The organism is Tenacibaculum sp. DPLXC6 (assembly GCF_056815515.1).
In genome coordinates this window covers 1383147-1400282 of the sequence record NZ_CP141806.1, presented here as the reverse complement: position 1 = coordinate 1400282, position 17136 = coordinate 1383147, and the positions used below count along the sequence as shown (strand labels likewise).

The following is a 17136-nucleotide window of genomic DNA, read 5'->3' as shown; positions in this document are numbered from 1 at the left end:
TTTTTTTATGCTGTTTTTAATGAAATATTAGAAGTTTGCGAGTTCTCTTCTAAATCTTCAATAAATAATATTAAATCAGTTCTGTTATATTCTTTAGGGAATGATTTCCCGTTTATTAGAATTTCCGGAGTAAAGTTGATCGCATTTTTTGTACACCAATTTTTTTCTTTTTCGAGTTCTGAAATATAGGCTTCTTTGTCAGTACACTCATCCCATTTTTTTAACCAAACAGCAGGCTTTTGTCCCTCATAAATGGCATCCATAGCTATGAGGCATTCCTTATCTCCTTTGGTATTGTATATTTCTATGAGCCTACTAGTAATTTTAACAACATCACTATCCTTATTTTCTACACTTATATTAAACCTTACTTTAATTTTTACATTGTTATGATACCTTTTGATGATTTCATCAACGTGAGCATGAACAGGTTTACAGTGCCCACAAAAAGGATTGGTAACTATTGTTATCTCAAGATTAGAGTTTGGGTTACCAAAAACGATTTCTTTGCTATCGGTCAATTGAGTATCAAGTTGAGGCGACTTCTGTAAAAGGCTATCAAATAGAGCGTAGTTTCTTTTAAATTTAACACTTGCTATTTTTTCTTTTTTAAGCTCTTGTACCTCAGTAAACAAAGGCTTTATATAACTCCAAGCTAACAAAGTAAAAGAAGCAACGAGGCCTAAGGTAACAAAATCACTAAGTATAAAAGTATTAATGTAATTACTTGTTAATACAGGAGCTAATGCTTGTAACCAAAGCACTCCAACAATACTTAAACATAAAAGACACCACTTTTTTACTACTGCATATTGATAATATAGCGAGTATAGAGTAATAGGTATAGCAAGTAAACTAATAGTATATGAAATTACAGGGTTAGAAATTTGAGTAAAAGTTAAAAGAGATAATCCTATAAAATAAAGCATGCTAAAGTCACTTAATTTATATCCTTTTAAAATTTCCGCTCCTTTTGAAGTTAATACAGCGTCACAATCTTTTTTATCATCAGCTCCAGAACAAAAAGCATCACCAATAGAGGTTTTTAATCCAAGTTCTTGTTTTATGATCGCAATGCTAATAACAATTCCTGTTATCGATAATAAGAAATAAAAAGTGTTATACCACGAAGTTGAATTGTTAAAAACAAAAAATAAAGCAAAAACAGCAAGTAGAGAAAAACCAATAGTTTTTACCAGTTTGGAGTTGTTTTTAGAAGCTTGATAATCCTCAGTTTCTTCAACAGCAACAATAATTCCTGTAAACTTATTTAGAAACTCACTTTCTGTTAGTTTTGTTTTTTTGTTTTCAGAATCGTAAATTATGTAATCTAACTTTTTTCTTTCTACTACAATTAAATCTTGACCATGTTCACTGTTTATTTGAGCAATAAAACAATCGGGTAGTTGAGAAAGAGTTTCTGAGTTAACAGGAACATCAGCAGCAACATTTTCAATATTAAAATGATCTAAAACTCCTGTAATTGCATGTAAACTAGGGTAAGAAGGATGGCTTTGAATTTGAAAAGCTAATTCTTCTTTGTCAAAAGAAATACTATTTTTCTTAAGTAATTTTTGTACTAAATTGATTAATGTGTCTTTCAAAAGTAAATAAGTTTTTAAGGATAGCTATTTTAAATCTTCCCAAAGCTATATGTTGATAATTATTTTTTTGTAAAAAAAAACATAAAAAAAGTATGGAAAAACCGTAGTTTTTATTTTTTTAAATGAATCCTTTTTCTTTGGCTACTAATATTAACTCTCTGTCTCCTTTAGCTTTAACGTTAAATATTTTCTTTAAATGTCGTTTTCGCTTTTCAATACTAGCTGCAGAAAGTGGTATGTAATTAGGCATGTCTTTCATTTTAGAACCCAATGAAAGTTCGTATAGAATTTGTCGGTCTATTGAATCAATAGAGAAGTTATTAGAAACTTCTTTTCTCAAAAGGCTTAAAACAGTTTTACTATAATAAGGAATGTTGTTTGTTACATTTTTTATAGCGTTTTTTAACTCTTTTGAAGTTAGATCACTTTTAACAAGAAAACCTTCAGGGTTTAAGCTTTTAAATATATTGTGAATTCTATAGTTGTCATTACAATCAGTTGAAACAATAAGTTTTGTACTTGGTAGTAGTTTCCTGATTAAAAGGCCTAAATCTTCACCAGATAAAATTTTTCTGTTCTTAGCAGGTGAAAGTTTTAAATCTAAAACAACAAAGTTTAGAGAGGTTTCTTTTTCAATTGTCTTTTTTATAATATCGTAAGCTCCATTACAATTATAGGTAATGTCCGTGTTAAAATTAAAATTTGGGTTTAATCTAGCTATTTTAGATATTATGTTCTTATACGTTTCGCAAATAAGCGGGCAATTATCCGCTAATAAGGCAGATTGTTTTTCTTTTCTCATGTTTAAATAATTTCGGGGGGAATACTATTTAATTGATTCTTTTATTCAAAAAATCAGCTCATAAATTTATATAAACTAATTTAAAATCAAAAAAAATATGTATAAAATAAACTATCTATTAATGAGAAATATTGTAATTTTATTTTTTTAACTCTTTTTTTAGGAATTTCGCAGTGTAGCTTTTTTTGTGTTCAGAAACCTCTTCAGGAGTCCCAAAAGTCAGTACTTTACCGCCTTTTTTACCACCTTCCATACCTATATCTATAATATAATCGGCTAGTTTGATAACATCTAAATTATGCTCAATTATTAATACAGTATTTCCTTTGTCTGCTAATTTATTTAAAACATCCATTAATACACGAATGTCTTCAAAATGAAGCCCGGTAGTTGGTTCGTCTAAAATGTAAAAAGTATTTCCAGTATCTCTTTTTGAAAGTTCTGAAGCTAATTTAATACGTTGCGCTTCACCACCGGAGAGAGTAGTAGACTGTTGTCCGAGTGTAATGTAACCTAAACCAACATCTTTAATTGTTTTTAGTTTTCTGTATATCTTAGGAATATGCTCAAAAAATGCTGTAGCTTCATTAATTGTCATTTCTAAAATATCAGAAATAGACTTTCCTTTATAGCGAATTTCTAATGTTTCTCGATTAAAACGTTTTCCTTGACAGGTTTCGCACTCTACATGAACATCTGGTAAGAAATTCATTTCAATAACACGAACACCACCTCCTTGACAAGTTTCACAACGACCACCTTTTACATTAAAACTAAAACGACCGGGTTTATAGCCTCTAATTGAAGCTTCTGGAGTTTTTGCGAATAAACTTCGTATTTCGCTAAACACTCCAGTATAAGTAGCGGGGTTTGAACGAGGAGTTCTACCAATAGGAGACTGATCGATATCAATTACCTTATCAATATGTTCTAAACCTTCAATTTTTTTATAAGGCATCGGTTTTTTAACTGCTCGATAAATATGAGCATTTAAAATAGGGTAAAGGGTTTCATTAATTAAAGTAGATTTACCACTACCTGAAACACCTGTAACACAAATCATTTTACCTAAAGGAAACTCAACAGAAACATTTTTTAAATTATTTCCAGAAGCTCCTTTTAAAGAGATCGTTTTTCCGTTTCCTTCGCGACGTTTTTTAGGAACTTCAATTACTTTTCTTCCAGATAAATAATCAGCAGTAAGTGTGTCATGACTTTTTAAATCGTCAAAATTACCTTCACTAACAATTTCTCCACCATGGCGACCAGCACCAGGGCCAATATCTAATACAAAATCAGCGTTTTTGATCATATCTTCATCATGTTCAACAACTAAAACAGAATTACCAACATCACGAAGTTTGATAAGAGAATCAATTAATTTTTGATTGTCACGTTGATGTAAACCAATACTAGGTTCATCTAAAATATATAAAACACCAACTAGTTGTGAGCCTATCTGTGTTGCAAGTCGAATACGTTGTGCTTCTCCACCAGAAAGTGATTTTGATGTACGGTCTAATGTTAAATAATCTAGTCCTACATCTAACAAAAACTGAATTCGAGTGCGTATTTCTTTTAAAATTTCAGCAGCAATAGTTAATTGTTTTTCTGATAGTTTTTTATCTACATTCTTGAACCAGCTGGCTAATTCTAGCACATCCATTTGCGCTAAGTCACTAATATTTTTATCGGTAATTTTAAAATGAAGTGCTTCTTTTTTTAAGCGCTTTCCATCACAGGAAGAACAAGAAACTTCATCCATAAAACCTTTAGCCCAACGTTTTATGGAAGTGCTTTCTGAGTTTTTGTATTGATTTTCAATAAAGGCAATGATTCCTTCAAAATCAATTTCATAATTTCTGGTAACACCAGCAGTTTTTGACTGTATTTCAAACTTTTCTTTTCCGCCATGAAGAATAATCTCCATAGCTTCTTTTGGAATACTTTTTATAGGGTCGGTTAACTTAAAATTATAACGTTCAGCAATAGTTTGAAGTTGTTTGAAAATCCAACTATTTTTTTGTTCGCCTAGGGGAGCTATTCCTCCATTTTTAATAGAAATACTACTGTCTGGAATTACTTTTTGATGATTTATTTCATTTGTAATTCCTAGTCCATTACACTTAGAACAAGCTCCTTTTGGTGAATTGAACGAAAAAGTGTTAGGTTCTGGGTTAGGGTAAGCGATTCCCGTGGTAGGACACATAAGTTCACGACTAAAATAACGTGGTTTTTCATCATCAACATCAATCACCATTAAGATATTGTCGCCAGTGTATAAAGCAGTTTTTATAGTTTCTTCTAGACGTTTTTCTGCGGTGTCATTTACAACTAAACGATCAATAACCACTTCTATATCGTGTGTTTTATAACGATCGAGTTTCATGCCTTTTTCAATCTCACGAATTTCACCATCCACACGAACACGAACAAAACCTTGTTTAGAAATTTGTTCGAATAATTCACGGTAATGTCCTTTTCTTGATTTAATTAAAGGTGCAAGAATAGCAATGCGCTTTCCGTCAAAATCTTTTAAGATTAAATTTCTAATTTGTTCATCAGAATAGCTAACCATTTTCTCGCCTGTGTTGTATGAGTATGCATCTGCTGCTCGAGAAAATAATAAACGGAGAAAATCATAAATTTCAGTAATAGTACCTACTGTAGAACGTGGACTTTTATTAGTAGTTTTTTGTTCAATAGAAATTACAGGAGAAAGTCCGTCGATTTTATCAACATCAGGACGCTCCAATCCACCTAAAAATTGACGAGCATAAGCAGAAAACGTTTCAATATAACGACGTTGTCCCTCAGCATAAATGGTGTCAAAAGCCAAAGAAGACTTTCCACTTCCACTCAAACCAGTAATTACAACTAGTTTTTCACGAGGAATTTTAATATCAATGTTTTTTAAATTATGAGCGCGTGCTCCGTAAACTTCTATGTATTCTTGTTCTTTCAAAGTGAGGATTTTACCAAAAACAGCAAAGTTACCAAAACCAAATTTATTTTAAAGTAACCATTGTTAACAAATAAGTTGAAAATAGTATCTTGCGTATTAATGAGTGGCCTAGGAATAGAAATACATGAAACAGCGTTTGTTACATCAACATTTAGATCTTTAAATGCTGAGTTAAGTAGAGATATGTATGCAAAGCTTTGGAATAATTCTCGGACTGACGAGTTAGTGGAAAAATATCTTAATAACGTTTGTGAAGAAGAAGTTTCAGCTCATTGTTTAAGAAATAGGTTTTTTCTAGAGGAGATTGAAAGGTTAAAACCAGCCGTAGTTGTTAATTTTGGATCAGGTTTTAGTATGTATCCGTTTTTGTTGGATAAAAGTATAATCAATATTGAAATTGATAAAAAAGAAATTATTGATTATAAGGAAGAGAGAATAAAAGAATTTCAAAAAAAAGGAGAACTACCAAATAGAACAATTTATTATGTAGGAGTTGATTTTAGTGAAGATTATGTTGAGGATTTACTAGAAAGAATAAAACCTATTGTAAAAAACAAAACTTCATTTGTTTTAATAGAGGGAGTATTGTTTTTTCTGTCAAGAAAAGATACCGATAAACTTTTTGATTTTTTCTTGATGTTACAAAGAAAAGGAGATTATATAGGAAGTGCTTCATTTCAAAAAGATTTAAAAAAATCTAAAGGGTTTAAAAAATTACTCGACTTTTGTAATAAGGAAATGGTGAAAACTGAAGCATCAGATTGGCAAACAATCGAAGATGATTTTTATGTTGAGAACAAAAGTTATGATTTGTTAAATCATCAAGATTATTTTAGTCTCTCAGAAAAATATAATAATGAAGTGAAGTTAGAAAAAGATTTAATTTTAAATGAGAATTTTTATATCTTGAAAAAAATAGTGTAATGAAATTTATCCATTCTGTACGGCATTTTTTTGAACGACATGGTTTTAACGTGTCTTCTAGGTTTGCAGACCGTTTAGGTATGCGAGCTACCAATGTACGTCTGTTTTTTATATACATATCATTTGTAACAGTAGGTTTGTCTTTCGGTTTGTATTTAACTATGGCATTTTTACTGCGTTTAAAGGATATGATTTACACTAAAAGAACTTCTGTTTTCGATTTATGATAAACACCGTATTTAAGTCAAGATTATATAAAGCTATAACTTATTCTGTACTAATTGTTTCAGTAGGAATGTTGGGTTATATAGTGTTTTTTGGGTACTCTTTAATAGATGCCTTATATATGACAATTATAACCATAAGTACTATTGGTTTTGGTGAAGTACACCCTTTTGGTACAGGTGAAAAGTTATTTACTATAGGGCTAATAATATCTAGTTTATTTATTTTTGGTTACGCGGTTTCTTCATTTTCAGAATATTTAATTAGTGGGCAATTTTTTCATCAACTAAAAGTAAAAAAAGTGCAAAAACAAATAGAACAATTACGAGGTCACACAATTGTGTGTGGTTACGGAAGAAATGGTAAACAAGCTATTTCAAAATTAAAAAATTACAAGAAGCAAATAGTTGTAGTTGAAAAGTTTGAGGGAATAGCTAGACAACTGGATGAAAAAGGAGTGTTAACTATTCAAGGAGACGCAACGCTTGACGAAACATTGTTAAGAGCTGGTATTATGAATGCTAAAAATTTAATAATTGCTTTACCTTCTGATGCCGATAACTTGTTTGTAGTGTTAACAGCAAAACAATTAAATAAAGATTGTAAAATAATAAGTAGAGCATCAAAAGAAACTTCGTATAGTAAGTTGAAAATTGCAGGAGCAGATAATGTAATTATGCCTGATAAGTTGGGAGGTTCACACATGGCGTCTTTAGTGGTAACTCCAGATGTTATAGAGTTTGTTGATAGGCTAACTATAGAAGGAGAAACTACTGCAAATTTAGAGGAAGTAGCTATTAATGGTTTACCTGAAAAATATATTGACAAGACAATTTTAGACTTAGATTTAAGAAAAAAAACAGGATGCACAGTGATTGGATATCGTACACCTGATAAAGACTATATCATTAATCCAGAAGCATCTGTAAAATTAGAAGCAGGAGGGAATTTAATCGTTTTAGGTCGACCAGAACAAATAGAAACGCTTAGAAGAATTTTTTAATGAAGAAAGTTGTTGTAACTGGAAGCAATGGTTTGCTTGGGCAAACTTTAGTAAGCCTTTTATTAGAAGAGAAAGAAAAATATCAAGTAATAGGTTTTTCTAGAGGAGAGAATAGGAATGGAAGAAGTGATTTTGATTATGTTTCGATAGATATTACAGATGAATTGTTACTTCGTGAAAAATTAACTGAATACAAGCCAGATGTTATTGTAAATACAGCTGCAATGACAAATGTTGATGCTTGTGAAATAAATCAAGATGCTTGTGATGAATTGAATATAGGTGTCGTTCAGTACCTAAAAAACTATGCAGAAGAAAATAATACCCATTTAATTCATATTTCTACTGACTTTATTTTTGATGGTAAAAACGGTCCATATAAAGAAACAGACGTTCCAAATCCGTTAAGTCATTATGGGATTTCAAAACTAAAATCAGAAGAGGTTTTAACAAAATCTACAATAGATTACACTATTTTACGTACGATACTAGTATATGGAAAAGTATATGATATGTCTCGTAATAATATAGTATTATGGGTAAAACAAATGTTAGAAGAAGAAAAAGAAATAACGATAGTAAATGATCAGTTTCGTATGCCAACTTATGTCGAAGATTTGGCACTAGCATGCAAGCTTTCAATTGATAAGCGAGCACTTGGAGTTTTTAATGTGTCGTCGAATACTTTGCTGAGTATTTATGAAATAGCACAGCAAATAGCAGAAGTTTTTAAGTTAAATAAAAACCTAATAAAGCCAATTACTACAGCTACTCTATGTCAAAGAGCTAAACGCCCAGCAATAACTGGCTTTGATTTAATAAAAACAAGGGAATATCTAGGTTTAAACCCAAAATCATTTCAAGAAGATTTACAAAAATTTAAAGAAAAGCTAACGTAAAAACTATATTTAACAACGAAAACTTGTTGTAAGTACATTTTTTTATGATATTGCGGGCTACTAATTCAAAAATCTAATCATACAAATCATGAATAAAAGAATACTGACGTTGCTTCTTACTTTAGCACCAATGTTCACTTTTGCATCCGAAAGTACAACAGAAAAAATAGACTCAATCTTTAAAGATTATACAGGGTGGTTTGTTGATGCGATATTTTATGAGATTCCTTTTTCAGAAAACTTTAAAATACCTTGGGTGTTAATCGTTTTAGTAGGTGGTGCGGTATATTTTACGTTGTATTTTAAATTTATCAATTTTGTAGGTTTTAAGACTGCAATTCAAGTTGTAAGAGGGAAATATGAAGATATTGAAAAGCATGGGGTAGATACTCTATATGGAGATCAAACTCCTGGAGGAGATATTTTTGAAACCATTCGAGATGATTCAGCAGAAGGTGAGGTGTCTCACTTTCAGGCTTTAACAGCAGCATTATCTGCCACAGTAGGTTTAGGGAATATTGCAGGAGTGGCAGTAGCTTTATCAATAGGAGGTCCAGGGGCTACATTTTGGATGATATTAGCAGGGTTGTTAGGGATGGCCTCTAAGTTTGCCGAATGTACTTTAGGGGTTAAGTATAGAGATGTAGATGAAGATGGAGTAGTATATGGAGGTCCAATGTATTATTTAACAAAAGGTCTTAAAGAAAAGGGAGCTGGCAAGTTAGGTAAGGTTTTAGCAGTCTTATTTGCTGTTTTTGTTATAGGAGGCTCTTTTGGGGGAGGAAATATGTTTCAAGCTAATCAAGCTGCAGCTCAATTCACTAAGCTTTTTGATTTAACAGGTTCTAATGCAGGGTTATATTTTGGATTAGTAATGGCTGTTTTAGTAGCAGTAGTAATTATTGGAGGTATTAAAAGAATTGCTTCGGTAACTGAAAAAGTAGTTCCTTTTATGGCTGGTATTTATGTTTTAGCAGCTATGATCATTTTATTTGCAAACTTTACATTGATAGATGATGCCTTTGGGTTAATTTTTGAAGGAGCGTTTTCTGGATTAGGAATCGCGGGAGGTTTAATTGGGGTTATGATTCAAGGTATTCGAAGAGGAGCGTTCTCTAATGAAGCAGGTGTAGGTTCAGCAGCAATTGCACACTCAGCAGTTCGTACCAAGTATCCAGCGAGTGAAGGTATTGTTGCTTTGTTAGAACCTTTTGTAGATACCGTTGTTATTTGTACCATGACAGCATTGGTAATTATTATTACCAATTTCGATGGTCAGTTTATGCAATACGGAGTTGAAATTAAGGAAGGGGTAGAGATAACCGCAGTAGCTTTCGATTCGGTAATTCCTCATTTTTCAGTTATTTTAACAATTGCAGTAATCCTTTTTGCTTTTTCAACTATGATATCATGGTCTTATTATGGTATGCAAGGTTGGAAGTTTTTATTTGGTAAAGGAAAAATTACAGATTTAGTATATAAAATTTTATTTTTATTCTTTGTAGTTGTTGGAGCGTCTATTAGTCTAGGAGCTGTAATTAATTTTTCAGATGCAATGATTTTTGCAATGGTAGTTCCAAATATTATTGGTGTGGTAATGCTGTCACCAGTAATTAAAAAAGAACTGTCTAAATACATGAATGCAATCAATAAGAAAGAAGAAGCAATAGAAGATGGTGCAGTTGATGTTACAGAACATATGTAAAACACTGAGTCAATGAAAATATTTAAACCCCATTTCTGGTATAACAAACGCCAACGAAATGGGGTTTTCTTTTTATTGTTTGCGATAGTTTTCTTGCAAATTGTGTATGCTTATGTAGATTTTTCTTCAGAAAAAGTACAAGCTTTAAATAAAAATGAGTTGATAGCTTTTCAGAATACTATTGATAGTTTGAAAAGAATAGAGCAGAATAAAAGAAAACCTAAACTGTATCCATTCAACCCAAATTATATAACAGATTTTAAAGGCTATCAATTAGGAATGTCAATAGAGGAAATTGATAGGTTACATAATTATAGAAAGCAAAACAAATGGATTAATTCTGCTAAAGACTTTAAACAAGTAACAAAAATATCTGACAGTTTATTGAGTAAAATAGCTCCGTATTTTAAATTTCCAGATTGGGTTGTAAAAAAAGAAAATAAAAAGAAGAGAAGTATAACAAAAGCAAACTCAGTTAAGAAGAATACATATAATGAGGAGTATAAGGTTTCTACAAATGATATTAATAAAGCTACTCAACAAGATTTTGAAACTATTAGTGGAGTAGGGGAAGTGTTATCTTCTCGAATTGTAAAGTATAGAAATAAACTACAAGGATATTCGTTATCTAAACAACTGTATGAAGTTTGGGGTTTAGATAAAGTTACAGCAGATAGGGTTATGCGAACCTTTATTGTAATAGAAAAACCAACTATTAAAAAAGTTAATATAAATACAGCTAAATTTAAAGAGGTGTTGAAAAATCCATATATAAACTATGAATTGTGTAAAGAGATTTTAGAATACAGAGACGAAGTAGCAGAATTACAAGATATATCAGAATTAAGAAATATTAAAGATTTTCCGTTAAATAAATACGATAGAATAATCTTATATTTGGAAGCAAAATAAGCAAACAACAAAATTTAATAAACAAACCACTATGAATAGTATGTACTTTACCGAAGAGCATGAAGCCTTTCGTCAGAGTTTTAGAGATTTTTTACAAAAAGAGGTAGTTCCTCATATAGATAAATGGGAGAAAGAAGGTACGGTAGAGCGTTTTATCTGGAAGAAATTCGGTGAAATGGGGTACTTTGGTTTAAATCAACCAGAAGAATATGGAGGATTAGGATTAGACCTTTTTTACACTGTTATCTTTTTAGAAGAGTTGCAGAAAATTAATTCAGGAGGTTTTGCAGCGAACATGTGGGCACATGCATATTTAGCGATGACCCATGTTAACAAAGAAGGAGACGATCGAATTAAAAGAGAATACTTAACACCAAGCATTGAAGGAGATAAGATAGGGTGTTTATGTATTACAGAACCTTTTGGAGGAAGTGATGTGGCAGGAATGCGTACTACCGCAATAAAAAAAGGAGACACTTATGTAGTTAACGGATCAAAAACCTTTATTACAAATGGAGTGTATTCTGATTACTTAGTAGTGGCAGCCAAAACAAACTCAGAAGATAAACATAAAGGAATGAGTATTTTTATTATTGATAGAGATACTCCAGGAATATCATCAACTAAATTGGATAAGTTAGGATGGAGAGCTTCAGATACTGCTGAAATAGCGTTTGATAATGTAGTGATACCTGCTGAAAACCTGATGGGAGAAGAAGGGAAAGGATTTCCTTATATTATGCAGCATTTTGCATTAGAACGTTTGATTATGGGAATTAACGCTCATGCCCGTGCTGAATATGCTATAGATTATGTAGTACAATATATGAGTGAACGTGAAGCTTTTGGAAAAACATTAGATAAGTTTCAAGCTTTACGTCATAAAGTAGCGGAAATGGCAAGTAGAGTAGATATGTGTAGAGAGTACAATTATTCTATAGCAAAACGTTTAAATGATGGTATTTACGTTGTAAAAGAAGCAAGTATGAGTAAACTATTGTCTACTAAAATGGCAGATGAGGTTATATATGACGCTTTACAGTTACTAGGAGGTTATGGTTATATGGAAGAGTATCCGATGGCACGTTTATTACGCGATAGTCGATTAGGACCAATAGGAGGAGGTACTTCAGAGATCTTGAAAGAAATCATTGCAAAAATGGTGATTGATAAGAAGGAGTATAGACCAGCTACTTAATGGTTTCTGTTTTGTAACAATGATTATTGATAAATATATTAAAAGAAGGATCCTGCGTATGCAGGATTTTTTATTTTTTTACTGAAAACAGAAAAAAATAATTTTAATTTAAAGAATACTTTGTATCTTTGCCGTCCAAAATCTAATAAAACAATATAATTAACTGATATACTGTTTGTTGTCGGTTTTTTAAAATATATATACTACGATGAAAGGAGGTGCAAAAATATGTTAATCATTCCAGTTAAAGAAGGAGAGAATATCGATAGAGCGTTAAAACGTTATAAGCGTAAATTTGATCGTACAAAAACGATGAAGCAGTTACGTAACAGAAAGCAGTTTACTAAGCCATCTGTAGCAAAACGTGCTCAAATGATTAAAGCATCTTACGTTCAGAGATTAAGAACTCAAGAAGAAGTAGGATAGTAATAGTCCTAAAAAGTATAAAAACCTGTATTGATGTCAATACAGGTTTTTTTTGTACCTTCAATTAATAAAAAAAGTTAATGATGCTGATAGAAGCTTTCTTGGAATATTTAGAATTTGAGAAAAAATATTCAAAAAATACAATTCAAGCATATAAAACAGATTTAATTGCATTTAAAGATTTTTGCGAGGTTGAGTTTGATCAAGTGGATTTAGAGAGTGTTCATTACAATCAAATTAGAACATGGATTGTTAGTTTGGTTAATGCTAATGTATCGAATAGAAGTGTGAATAGGAAGGTAAGTTCGTTAAAAACCTTCTATAAGTTTTTACAAAAAATAGGAGAGGTAGAAACAAACCCGTTATCAAGTCACAAAGCGTTAAAAGTTCAAAAGAAAATACAAACACCTTTTGATCAAAATGAAGTAAAAGAAGTTTTAGAACTAATAAGAGAAGGTGTCGATTTTGAATCAGTAAGAGATCGGTTGATTATAGAAATGTTGTATTCAACTGGAATGAGAAGAATTGAATTAATAAGTATTAAAGAACAAGATATAGATCATACTGGTAAAATAATAAAAGTGTTAGGAAAGAGAAATAAAGAAAGGTATGTAACAATCTTGCCGTCAGTATATAAAACTTTACAAGAATATTTAAGGCAAAAAAGAGAAATTAAAGAGGTGGATTTGGAGGTGCTTTTTGTAACTAAAAAAGGAGTTAAAATTTATGAAACCCTTGTTTACCGAATAATAAATTTGTACTTTAGTAGGGTGTCTACAAAAGCAAAAAAAAGCCCTCATATATTAAGGCATGCTTTTGCGACACATTTACTTAATAACGGTGCGTCGTTAAATTCGGTTAAAGAATTACTAGGGCATTCAAGTTTAGCCTCAACCCAAGTCTATACGCATAATAGCTTGGAGCAAATAAAAAAAGTGTATAATAAGGCTCATCCTAGAGAGTCAACTTAAAAGATCGAAGAATTATGAAGGTATTCACGCAATCAGTAAATTTCTCAGCAGACCAAAAACTAATAGACTTCATTGAGAAAAAAGTAGGAGGATTAGAAAAGTTTCATGATAAGATCGTTGATGCAGAAGTGTTTTTGAAAGTGCAAAAAACGAGTGAAAAGGAAAACAAAATAACTGAAGTAAAAATTAATATACCTGGAAATGAATTAATCGTAAAAAAACAAACTAAAACCTTTGAAGAAGGAATTAGTGTATCTGTTGAATCTTTAAAAAGACAGTTACAAAAATCAAAAGAAAAATCAAAGGATGCCTTAGTGTCGTAAAAACGATAAAAAATAATTAAAAAAGTTTTAAAAATTAAAAATTACTTTTTACATTTGCAGTCCGTTAGAAATAGCGGATTGTTTTTTTATAACAAAAGCCGATGTAGCTCAGCTGGCTAGAGCAGCTGATTTGTAATCAGCAGGTCGTGGGTTCGAGTCCCTCCATCGGCTCTAAAAGGACAAAAGTTCATTAAAATTTTGAATTAAGATTTTTGGGGAGATTCCAGAGCGGCCAAATGGGACGGACTGTAACTCCGTTGTCTTACGACTTCGCAGGTTCGAATCCTGCTCTCCCCACAAAAAACTTAATAACAAATTTGCGGGAGTAGCTCAGTTGGTAGAGCGTCAGCCTTCCAAGCTGAATGTCGCCAGTTCGAACCTGGTCTCCCGCTCTAAATTCGTTGCCGACATAGCTCAGTTGGTAGAGCGCATCCTTGGTAGGGATGAGGTCACGGGTTCAAATCCCGTTGTTGGCTCTATTTTAGAGTTTATTTGACAAGAGTTTAAAAATAACACTAAATATATTTAACTAAGAATTAAAATTAATAATCATGGCAAAAGGAACTTATGATCGTTCGAAACCGCACTTAAACGTAGGTACTATTGGTCACGTAGATCACGGTAAAACTACTTTAACTGCTGCAATTACTAAAGTATTAGCAGATGCTGGATTTTCTGAGCAGAGAGCTTTTGATCAAATCGATAACGCTCCAGAAGAAAAAGAAAGAGGTATCACAATTAACTCTTCTCACGTAGAGTATGCAACAGCTAACCGTCACTACGCACACGTTGACTGTCCAGGTCACGCCGATTACGTAAAGAACATGGTAACTGGTGCTGCACAAATGGATGGAGCTATCTTAGTAGTAGCTGCTACAGATGGTCCTATGCCTCAAACTCGTGAGCACATCTTATTAGGTCGTCAGGTAGGTATTCCACGTATCGTTGTTTTCTTAAACAAAGTTGATATGGTTGATGACGAGGAGTTATTAGAATTAGTAGAAATGGAAGTAAGAGATTTATTATCTTTCTATGAGTATGATGGAGATAATGGTCCTGTAATCGCTGGTTCTGCTTTAGGTGCATTAAACGGAGAGCAAAAGTGGGTTGATACAGTTTTAGAATTAATGGAAGCTGTTGATAACTGGATCGAAGAGCCACCAAGAGATACTGAAAAAGATTTCTTAATGCCTATCGAGGATGTATTCTCTATTACTGGTCGTGGTACAGTAGCAACTGGACGTATCGAAACTGGTATCGTAAATACTGGAGATCCTGTTGAGATTATTGGTATGGGAGATGAAAAATTAACATCTACTGTAACTGGTATCGAAATGTTCCGTCAAATCTTAGATAGAGGTGAGGCAGGAGATAACGCAGGTATCTTATTAAGAGGTATTGAAAAAACTCAAATTAAGAGAGGAATGGTAATCTGTAAGCCAGGTTCTATCACTCCACACGCTAAGTTTAAAGCTGAGGTGTATATCTTAAAGAAAGAAGAAGGTGGACGTCACACTCCATTCCATAACAACTACCGTCCACAGTTCTACGTGCGTACAACTGACGTAACAGGTAACATTAACTTACCAGAAGGTGTTGAAATGGTAATGCCAGGTGATAACTTAACTATTACAGTTGACTTAATCCAACCTATCGCATTAAACACAGGTTTACAGTTCGCTATCCGTGAAGGAGGTAGAACAGTAGGAGCTGGTCAGGTAACTGAAATCTTAGACTAATTATAGTTTAATAATAAAGTATAAGGAGTCTCTTTTTAGAGAGAGACTCCTTTAAAATACGGGTTTAGCTCAGTTGGTAGAGCACTGGTCTCCAAAACCAGGTGTCGGGAGTTCGAGCCTCTCAACCCGTGCAAAAACTAAAACGAGTTGTGGTGAAAACTGCAACTCGTTAAAAGGATAAAATATGAGTAACTTTGTACAATACATTAAAGATTCTTTTGAAGAATTAAATACCAACATGACTTGGATTTCTCGTGAAGAAGCTCAAAAGTCTACTGTAGTAGTTGCAGCATTTACAATTGTATTTGCTTTAGCTGTAGCAGCTATAGATAAGGTTTTTCAAACAGGGTTAGATAACTTCTTTAAAATGTTTTAATGATGGCTGATTCGGTGATGAAGTGGTATGTGGTTAGAGCTATTGGAGGTCAAGAGAATAAGGTGAAAACTTATATCGAGACTGAGATTGCTCGTCATGGGTTGTCTGATTTTGTGAACCAAGTAATTGTTCCTACAGAAAAAGTTATTCAAGTAAGAAACGGAAAGAAAATTAACAGAGAAAGAGTTTACTTTCCAGGTTATGTAATGGTAGAAGCTAACTTAGCAGGAGAGGTTCCTCACGTAATTAAATCAGTAACAGGAGTTATTGGTTTCTTAGGTGAAACAAAAGGAGGAGATCCAGTACCAATGCGTAAATCAGAAGTAAACAGAATGTTAGGTAAAGTAGATGAACTTTCTGTTAAAGATGAAAATATCGCAATACCTTATACAGTAGGAGAAACTGTAAAAGTAATTGATGGTCCTTTCAATGGATTCGATGGAACTGTTGAAAAGGTAAATGAAGAAAAGCGTAAGTTAGAAGTAATGGTTAAGATTTTTGGAAGAAAAACACCATTAGAGTTAAACTATATGCAAGTAGAGAAAATATAATAGTTACACCTATATTTAGATAGTGTTTAAGCTTCCAATTTAAACACATCGTTAAATCTTAAACAATGGCAAAAGAAGTAAGTAAATTAGTTAAACTACAAGTTAGGGGAGGTGCAGCGAATCCGTCGCCACCAGTTGGACCCGCTTTAGGTGCTGCCGGTGTTAACATCATGGAGTTCTGTAAGCAGTTTAATGCTCGTACACAGGACAAACAAGGTAAAGTATTACCAGTTGTTATTACAGTTTATACAGACAAATCATTTGAGTTTGTTGTAAAAACTCCACCAGCCGCAGTACAATTATTAGAAGCGGCCAAAATTAAGAAAGGTTCAGGAGAGCCTAATAGGAAAAAAGTAGCAAGCGTTTCTTGGGATCAAATTCGTGGAATTGCAGAAGACAAAATGGTAGATATGAATGCCTTTGAAGTTGAGTCTGCAATGAGAATGATCGCTGGAACAGCTCGTTCTATGGGATTAACAGTAACAGGTGATGCACCTGCTTAAACTTTAAAAG

At 32.4% G+C, this 17136-nt stretch carries 17 protein-coding genes and 5 tRNA genes; 19 read left to right on the top strand and 3 right to left on the bottom strand.

The window, feature by feature from the left end:
* Window positions 1-5 precede the first annotated feature (5 nt).
* The 3 genes from VCM48_RS06260 to uvrA all read right to left on the bottom strand — a co-directional run bounded on the left by VCM48_RS06260 (window position 6) and on the right by uvrA (window position 5371).
* Window positions 6-1604, bottom strand: a complete 1599-nt coding sequence (locus VCM48_RS06260) for a vitamin K epoxide reductase family protein (RefSeq protein WP_482272005.1) — start codon at window positions 1602-1604, stop codon at window positions 6-8.
* Between the two features lie 118 nt (window positions 1605-1722).
* Window positions 1723-2406: a response regulator transcription factor gene (locus VCM48_RS06255; RefSeq protein WP_099214061.1), complete on the bottom strand. Its 684-nt coding sequence runs from the start codon at window positions 2404-2406 to the stop codon at window positions 1723-1725.
* Window positions 2407-2545: 139 nt separating this feature from the next.
* A complete protein-coding gene (uvrA, locus tag VCM48_RS06250; RefSeq protein ID WP_482272004.1) occupies window positions 2546-5371 on the bottom strand; it encodes an excinuclease ABC subunit UvrA in 2826 nt (941 codons plus the stop codon).
* A 75-nt stretch (window positions 5372-5446) separates the two neighbouring features.
* Here uvrA and VCM48_RS06245 point away from each other — a divergent pair, with 75 nt between their 5' ends.
* The 19 genes from VCM48_RS06245 (at window position 5447) to rplK (ending at window position 17126) form a co-directional block, all read left to right on the top strand.
* Window positions 5447-6295: a class I SAM-dependent methyltransferase gene (locus VCM48_RS06245; protein WP_482272003.1), complete on the top strand. Its 849-nt coding sequence runs from the start codon at window positions 5447-5449 to the stop codon at window positions 6293-6295.
* Window positions 6295-6522, top strand: a complete 228-nt coding sequence (locus VCM48_RS06240; RefSeq protein ID WP_099214064.1) for a PspC family transcriptional regulator — start codon at window positions 6295-6297, stop codon at window positions 6520-6522. Before VCM48_RS06245 ends, VCM48_RS06240 begins: the two co-directional genes overlap by 1 nt.
* A complete protein-coding gene (locus VCM48_RS06235; RefSeq protein WP_274640343.1) occupies window positions 6519-7523 on the top strand; it encodes a potassium channel family protein in 1005 nt (334 codons plus the stop codon). Before VCM48_RS06240 ends, VCM48_RS06235 begins: the two co-directional genes overlap by 4 nt.
* Window positions 7523-8422, top strand: a complete 900-nt coding sequence (locus tag VCM48_RS06230) for an SDR family oxidoreductase (RefSeq protein WP_482272002.1) — start codon at window positions 7523-7525, stop codon at window positions 8420-8422. The genes VCM48_RS06235 and VCM48_RS06230 overlap by 1 nt, the downstream gene beginning before the upstream one ends.
* A gap of 88 nt (window positions 8423-8510) precedes the next feature.
* Window positions 8511-10127 carry an alanine/glycine:cation symporter family protein gene (locus VCM48_RS06225; RefSeq protein WP_482272001.1) on the top strand — a complete coding sequence of 539 codons (1617 nt, stop codon included), beginning with the start codon at window positions 8511-8513 and terminating at the stop codon, window positions 10125-10127.
* A gap of 12 nt (window positions 10128-10139) precedes the next feature.
* On the top strand, window positions 10140-11039 hold the full coding sequence (locus VCM48_RS06220) for a ComEA family DNA-binding protein (RefSeq protein ID WP_482272000.1): 900 nt from the start codon (window positions 10140-10142) through the stop codon (window positions 11037-11039).
* 31 nt (window positions 11040-11070) lie between these two features.
* The gene (locus VCM48_RS06215; RefSeq protein WP_482271999.1) at window positions 11071-12237 is read left to right on the top strand and encodes an acyl-CoA dehydrogenase family protein; all 1167 of its coding nucleotides are present in this window, start codon (window positions 11071-11073) and stop codon (window positions 12235-12237) included.
* Window positions 12238-12465: 228 nt separating this feature from the next.
* Window positions 12466-12663: a 30S ribosomal protein S21 gene (rpsU, locus tag VCM48_RS06210; RefSeq protein WP_028892869.1), complete on the top strand. Its 198-nt coding sequence runs from the start codon at window positions 12466-12468 to the stop codon at window positions 12661-12663.
* 83 nt (window positions 12664-12746) lie between these two features.
* On the top strand, window positions 12747-13634 hold the full coding sequence (locus VCM48_RS06205; protein ID WP_482272214.1) for a tyrosine-type recombinase/integrase: 888 nt from the start codon (window positions 12747-12749) through the stop codon (window positions 13632-13634).
* Between the two features lie 14 nt (window positions 13635-13648).
* Window positions 13649-13957, top strand: coding sequence for a ribosome hibernation-promoting factor, HPF/YfiA family (gene hpf / locus VCM48_RS06200; RefSeq protein ID WP_440122351.1), 309 nt, complete (start codon window positions 13649-13651; stop codon window positions 13955-13957).
* 97 nt (window positions 13958-14054) lie between these two features.
* Window positions 14055-14128 (top strand) — tRNA-Thr (locus tag VCM48_RS06195).
* 43 nt (window positions 14129-14171) lie between these two features.
* A tRNA-Tyr gene (locus VCM48_RS06190) sits at window positions 14172-14254 on the top strand.
* A gap of 22 nt (window positions 14255-14276) precedes the next feature.
* A tRNA-Gly gene (locus VCM48_RS06185) sits at window positions 14277-14349 on the top strand.
* Window positions 14350-14360: 11 nt separating this feature from the next.
* A tRNA-Thr gene (locus VCM48_RS06180) sits at window positions 14361-14433 on the top strand.
* Window positions 14434-14508: 75 nt separating this feature from the next.
* On the top strand, window positions 14509-15696 hold the full coding sequence (gene tuf / locus VCM48_RS06175; protein WP_099214072.1) for an elongation factor Tu: 1188 nt from the start codon (window positions 14509-14511) through the stop codon (window positions 15694-15696).
* A gap of 58 nt (window positions 15697-15754) precedes the next feature.
* Window positions 15755-15827, top strand: a tRNA-Trp gene (locus VCM48_RS06170).
* Window positions 15828-15880: 53 nt separating this feature from the next.
* Complete coding sequence (secE, locus tag VCM48_RS06165; protein ID WP_274640337.1) at window positions 15881-16072, top strand: preprotein translocase subunit SecE; 192 nt, start codon at window positions 15881-15883, stop codon at window positions 16070-16072.
* Between the two features lie 2 nt (window positions 16073-16074).
* Window positions 16075-16623, top strand: a complete 549-nt coding sequence (nusG, locus tag VCM48_RS06160) for a transcription termination/antitermination protein NusG (RefSeq protein WP_099214163.1) — start codon at window positions 16075-16077, stop codon at window positions 16621-16623.
* A 65-nt stretch (window positions 16624-16688) separates the two neighbouring features.
* Window positions 16689-17126, top strand: a complete 438-nt coding sequence (gene rplK / locus VCM48_RS06155) for a 50S ribosomal protein L11 (protein WP_047790105.1) — start codon at window positions 16689-16691, stop codon at window positions 17124-17126.
* Window positions 17127-17136: the final 10 nt, after the last annotated feature.

Coding starts and splice junctions, on each gene's coding strand:
- VCM48_RS06255 (WP_099214061.1), bottom strand. CDS start 2,406: ATGAGAAAAGAAAAACAATCTGCCTTATTAGCGGATAATTGCCCGCTT.
- VCM48_RS06240 (WP_099214064.1), top strand. CDS start 6,295: ATGAAATTTATCCATTCTGTACGGCATTTTTTTGAACGACATGGTTTT.
- VCM48_RS06235 (WP_274640343.1), top strand. CDS start 6,519: ATGATAAACACCGTATTTAAGTCAAGATTATATAAAGCTATAACTTAT.
- VCM48_RS06230 (WP_482272002.1), top strand. CDS start 7,523: ATGAAGAAAGTTGTTGTAACTGGAAGCAATGGTTTGCTTGGGCAAACT.
- VCM48_RS06225 (WP_482272001.1), top strand. CDS start 8,511: ATGAATAAAAGAATACTGACGTTGCTTCTTACTTTAGCACCAATGTTC.
- VCM48_RS06220 (WP_482272000.1), top strand. CDS start 10,140: ATGAAAATATTTAAACCCCATTTCTGGTATAACAAACGCCAACGAAAT.
- VCM48_RS06215 (WP_482271999.1), top strand. CDS start 11,071: ATGAATAGTATGTACTTTACCGAAGAGCATGAAGCCTTTCGTCAGAGT.
- rpsU (WP_028892869.1), top strand. CDS start 12,466: ATGTTAATCATTCCAGTTAAAGAAGGAGAGAATATCGATAGAGCGTTA.
- VCM48_RS06205 (WP_482272214.1), top strand. CDS start 12,747: ATGCTGATAGAAGCTTTCTTGGAATATTTAGAATTTGAGAAAAAATAT.
- hpf (WP_440122351.1), top strand. CDS start 13,649: ATGAAGGTATTCACGCAATCAGTAAATTTCTCAGCAGACCAAAAACTA.
- tuf (WP_099214072.1), top strand. CDS start 14,509: ATGGCAAAAGGAACTTATGATCGTTCGAAACCGCACTTAAACGTAGGT.
- secE (WP_274640337.1), top strand. CDS start 15,881: ATGAGTAACTTTGTACAATACATTAAAGATTCTTTTGAAGAATTAAAT.
- nusG (WP_099214163.1), top strand. CDS start 16,075: ATGGCTGATTCGGTGATGAAGTGGTATGTGGTTAGAGCTATTGGAGGT.
- rplK (WP_047790105.1), top strand. CDS start 16,689: ATGGCAAAAGAAGTAAGTAAATTAGTTAAACTACAAGTTAGGGGAGGT.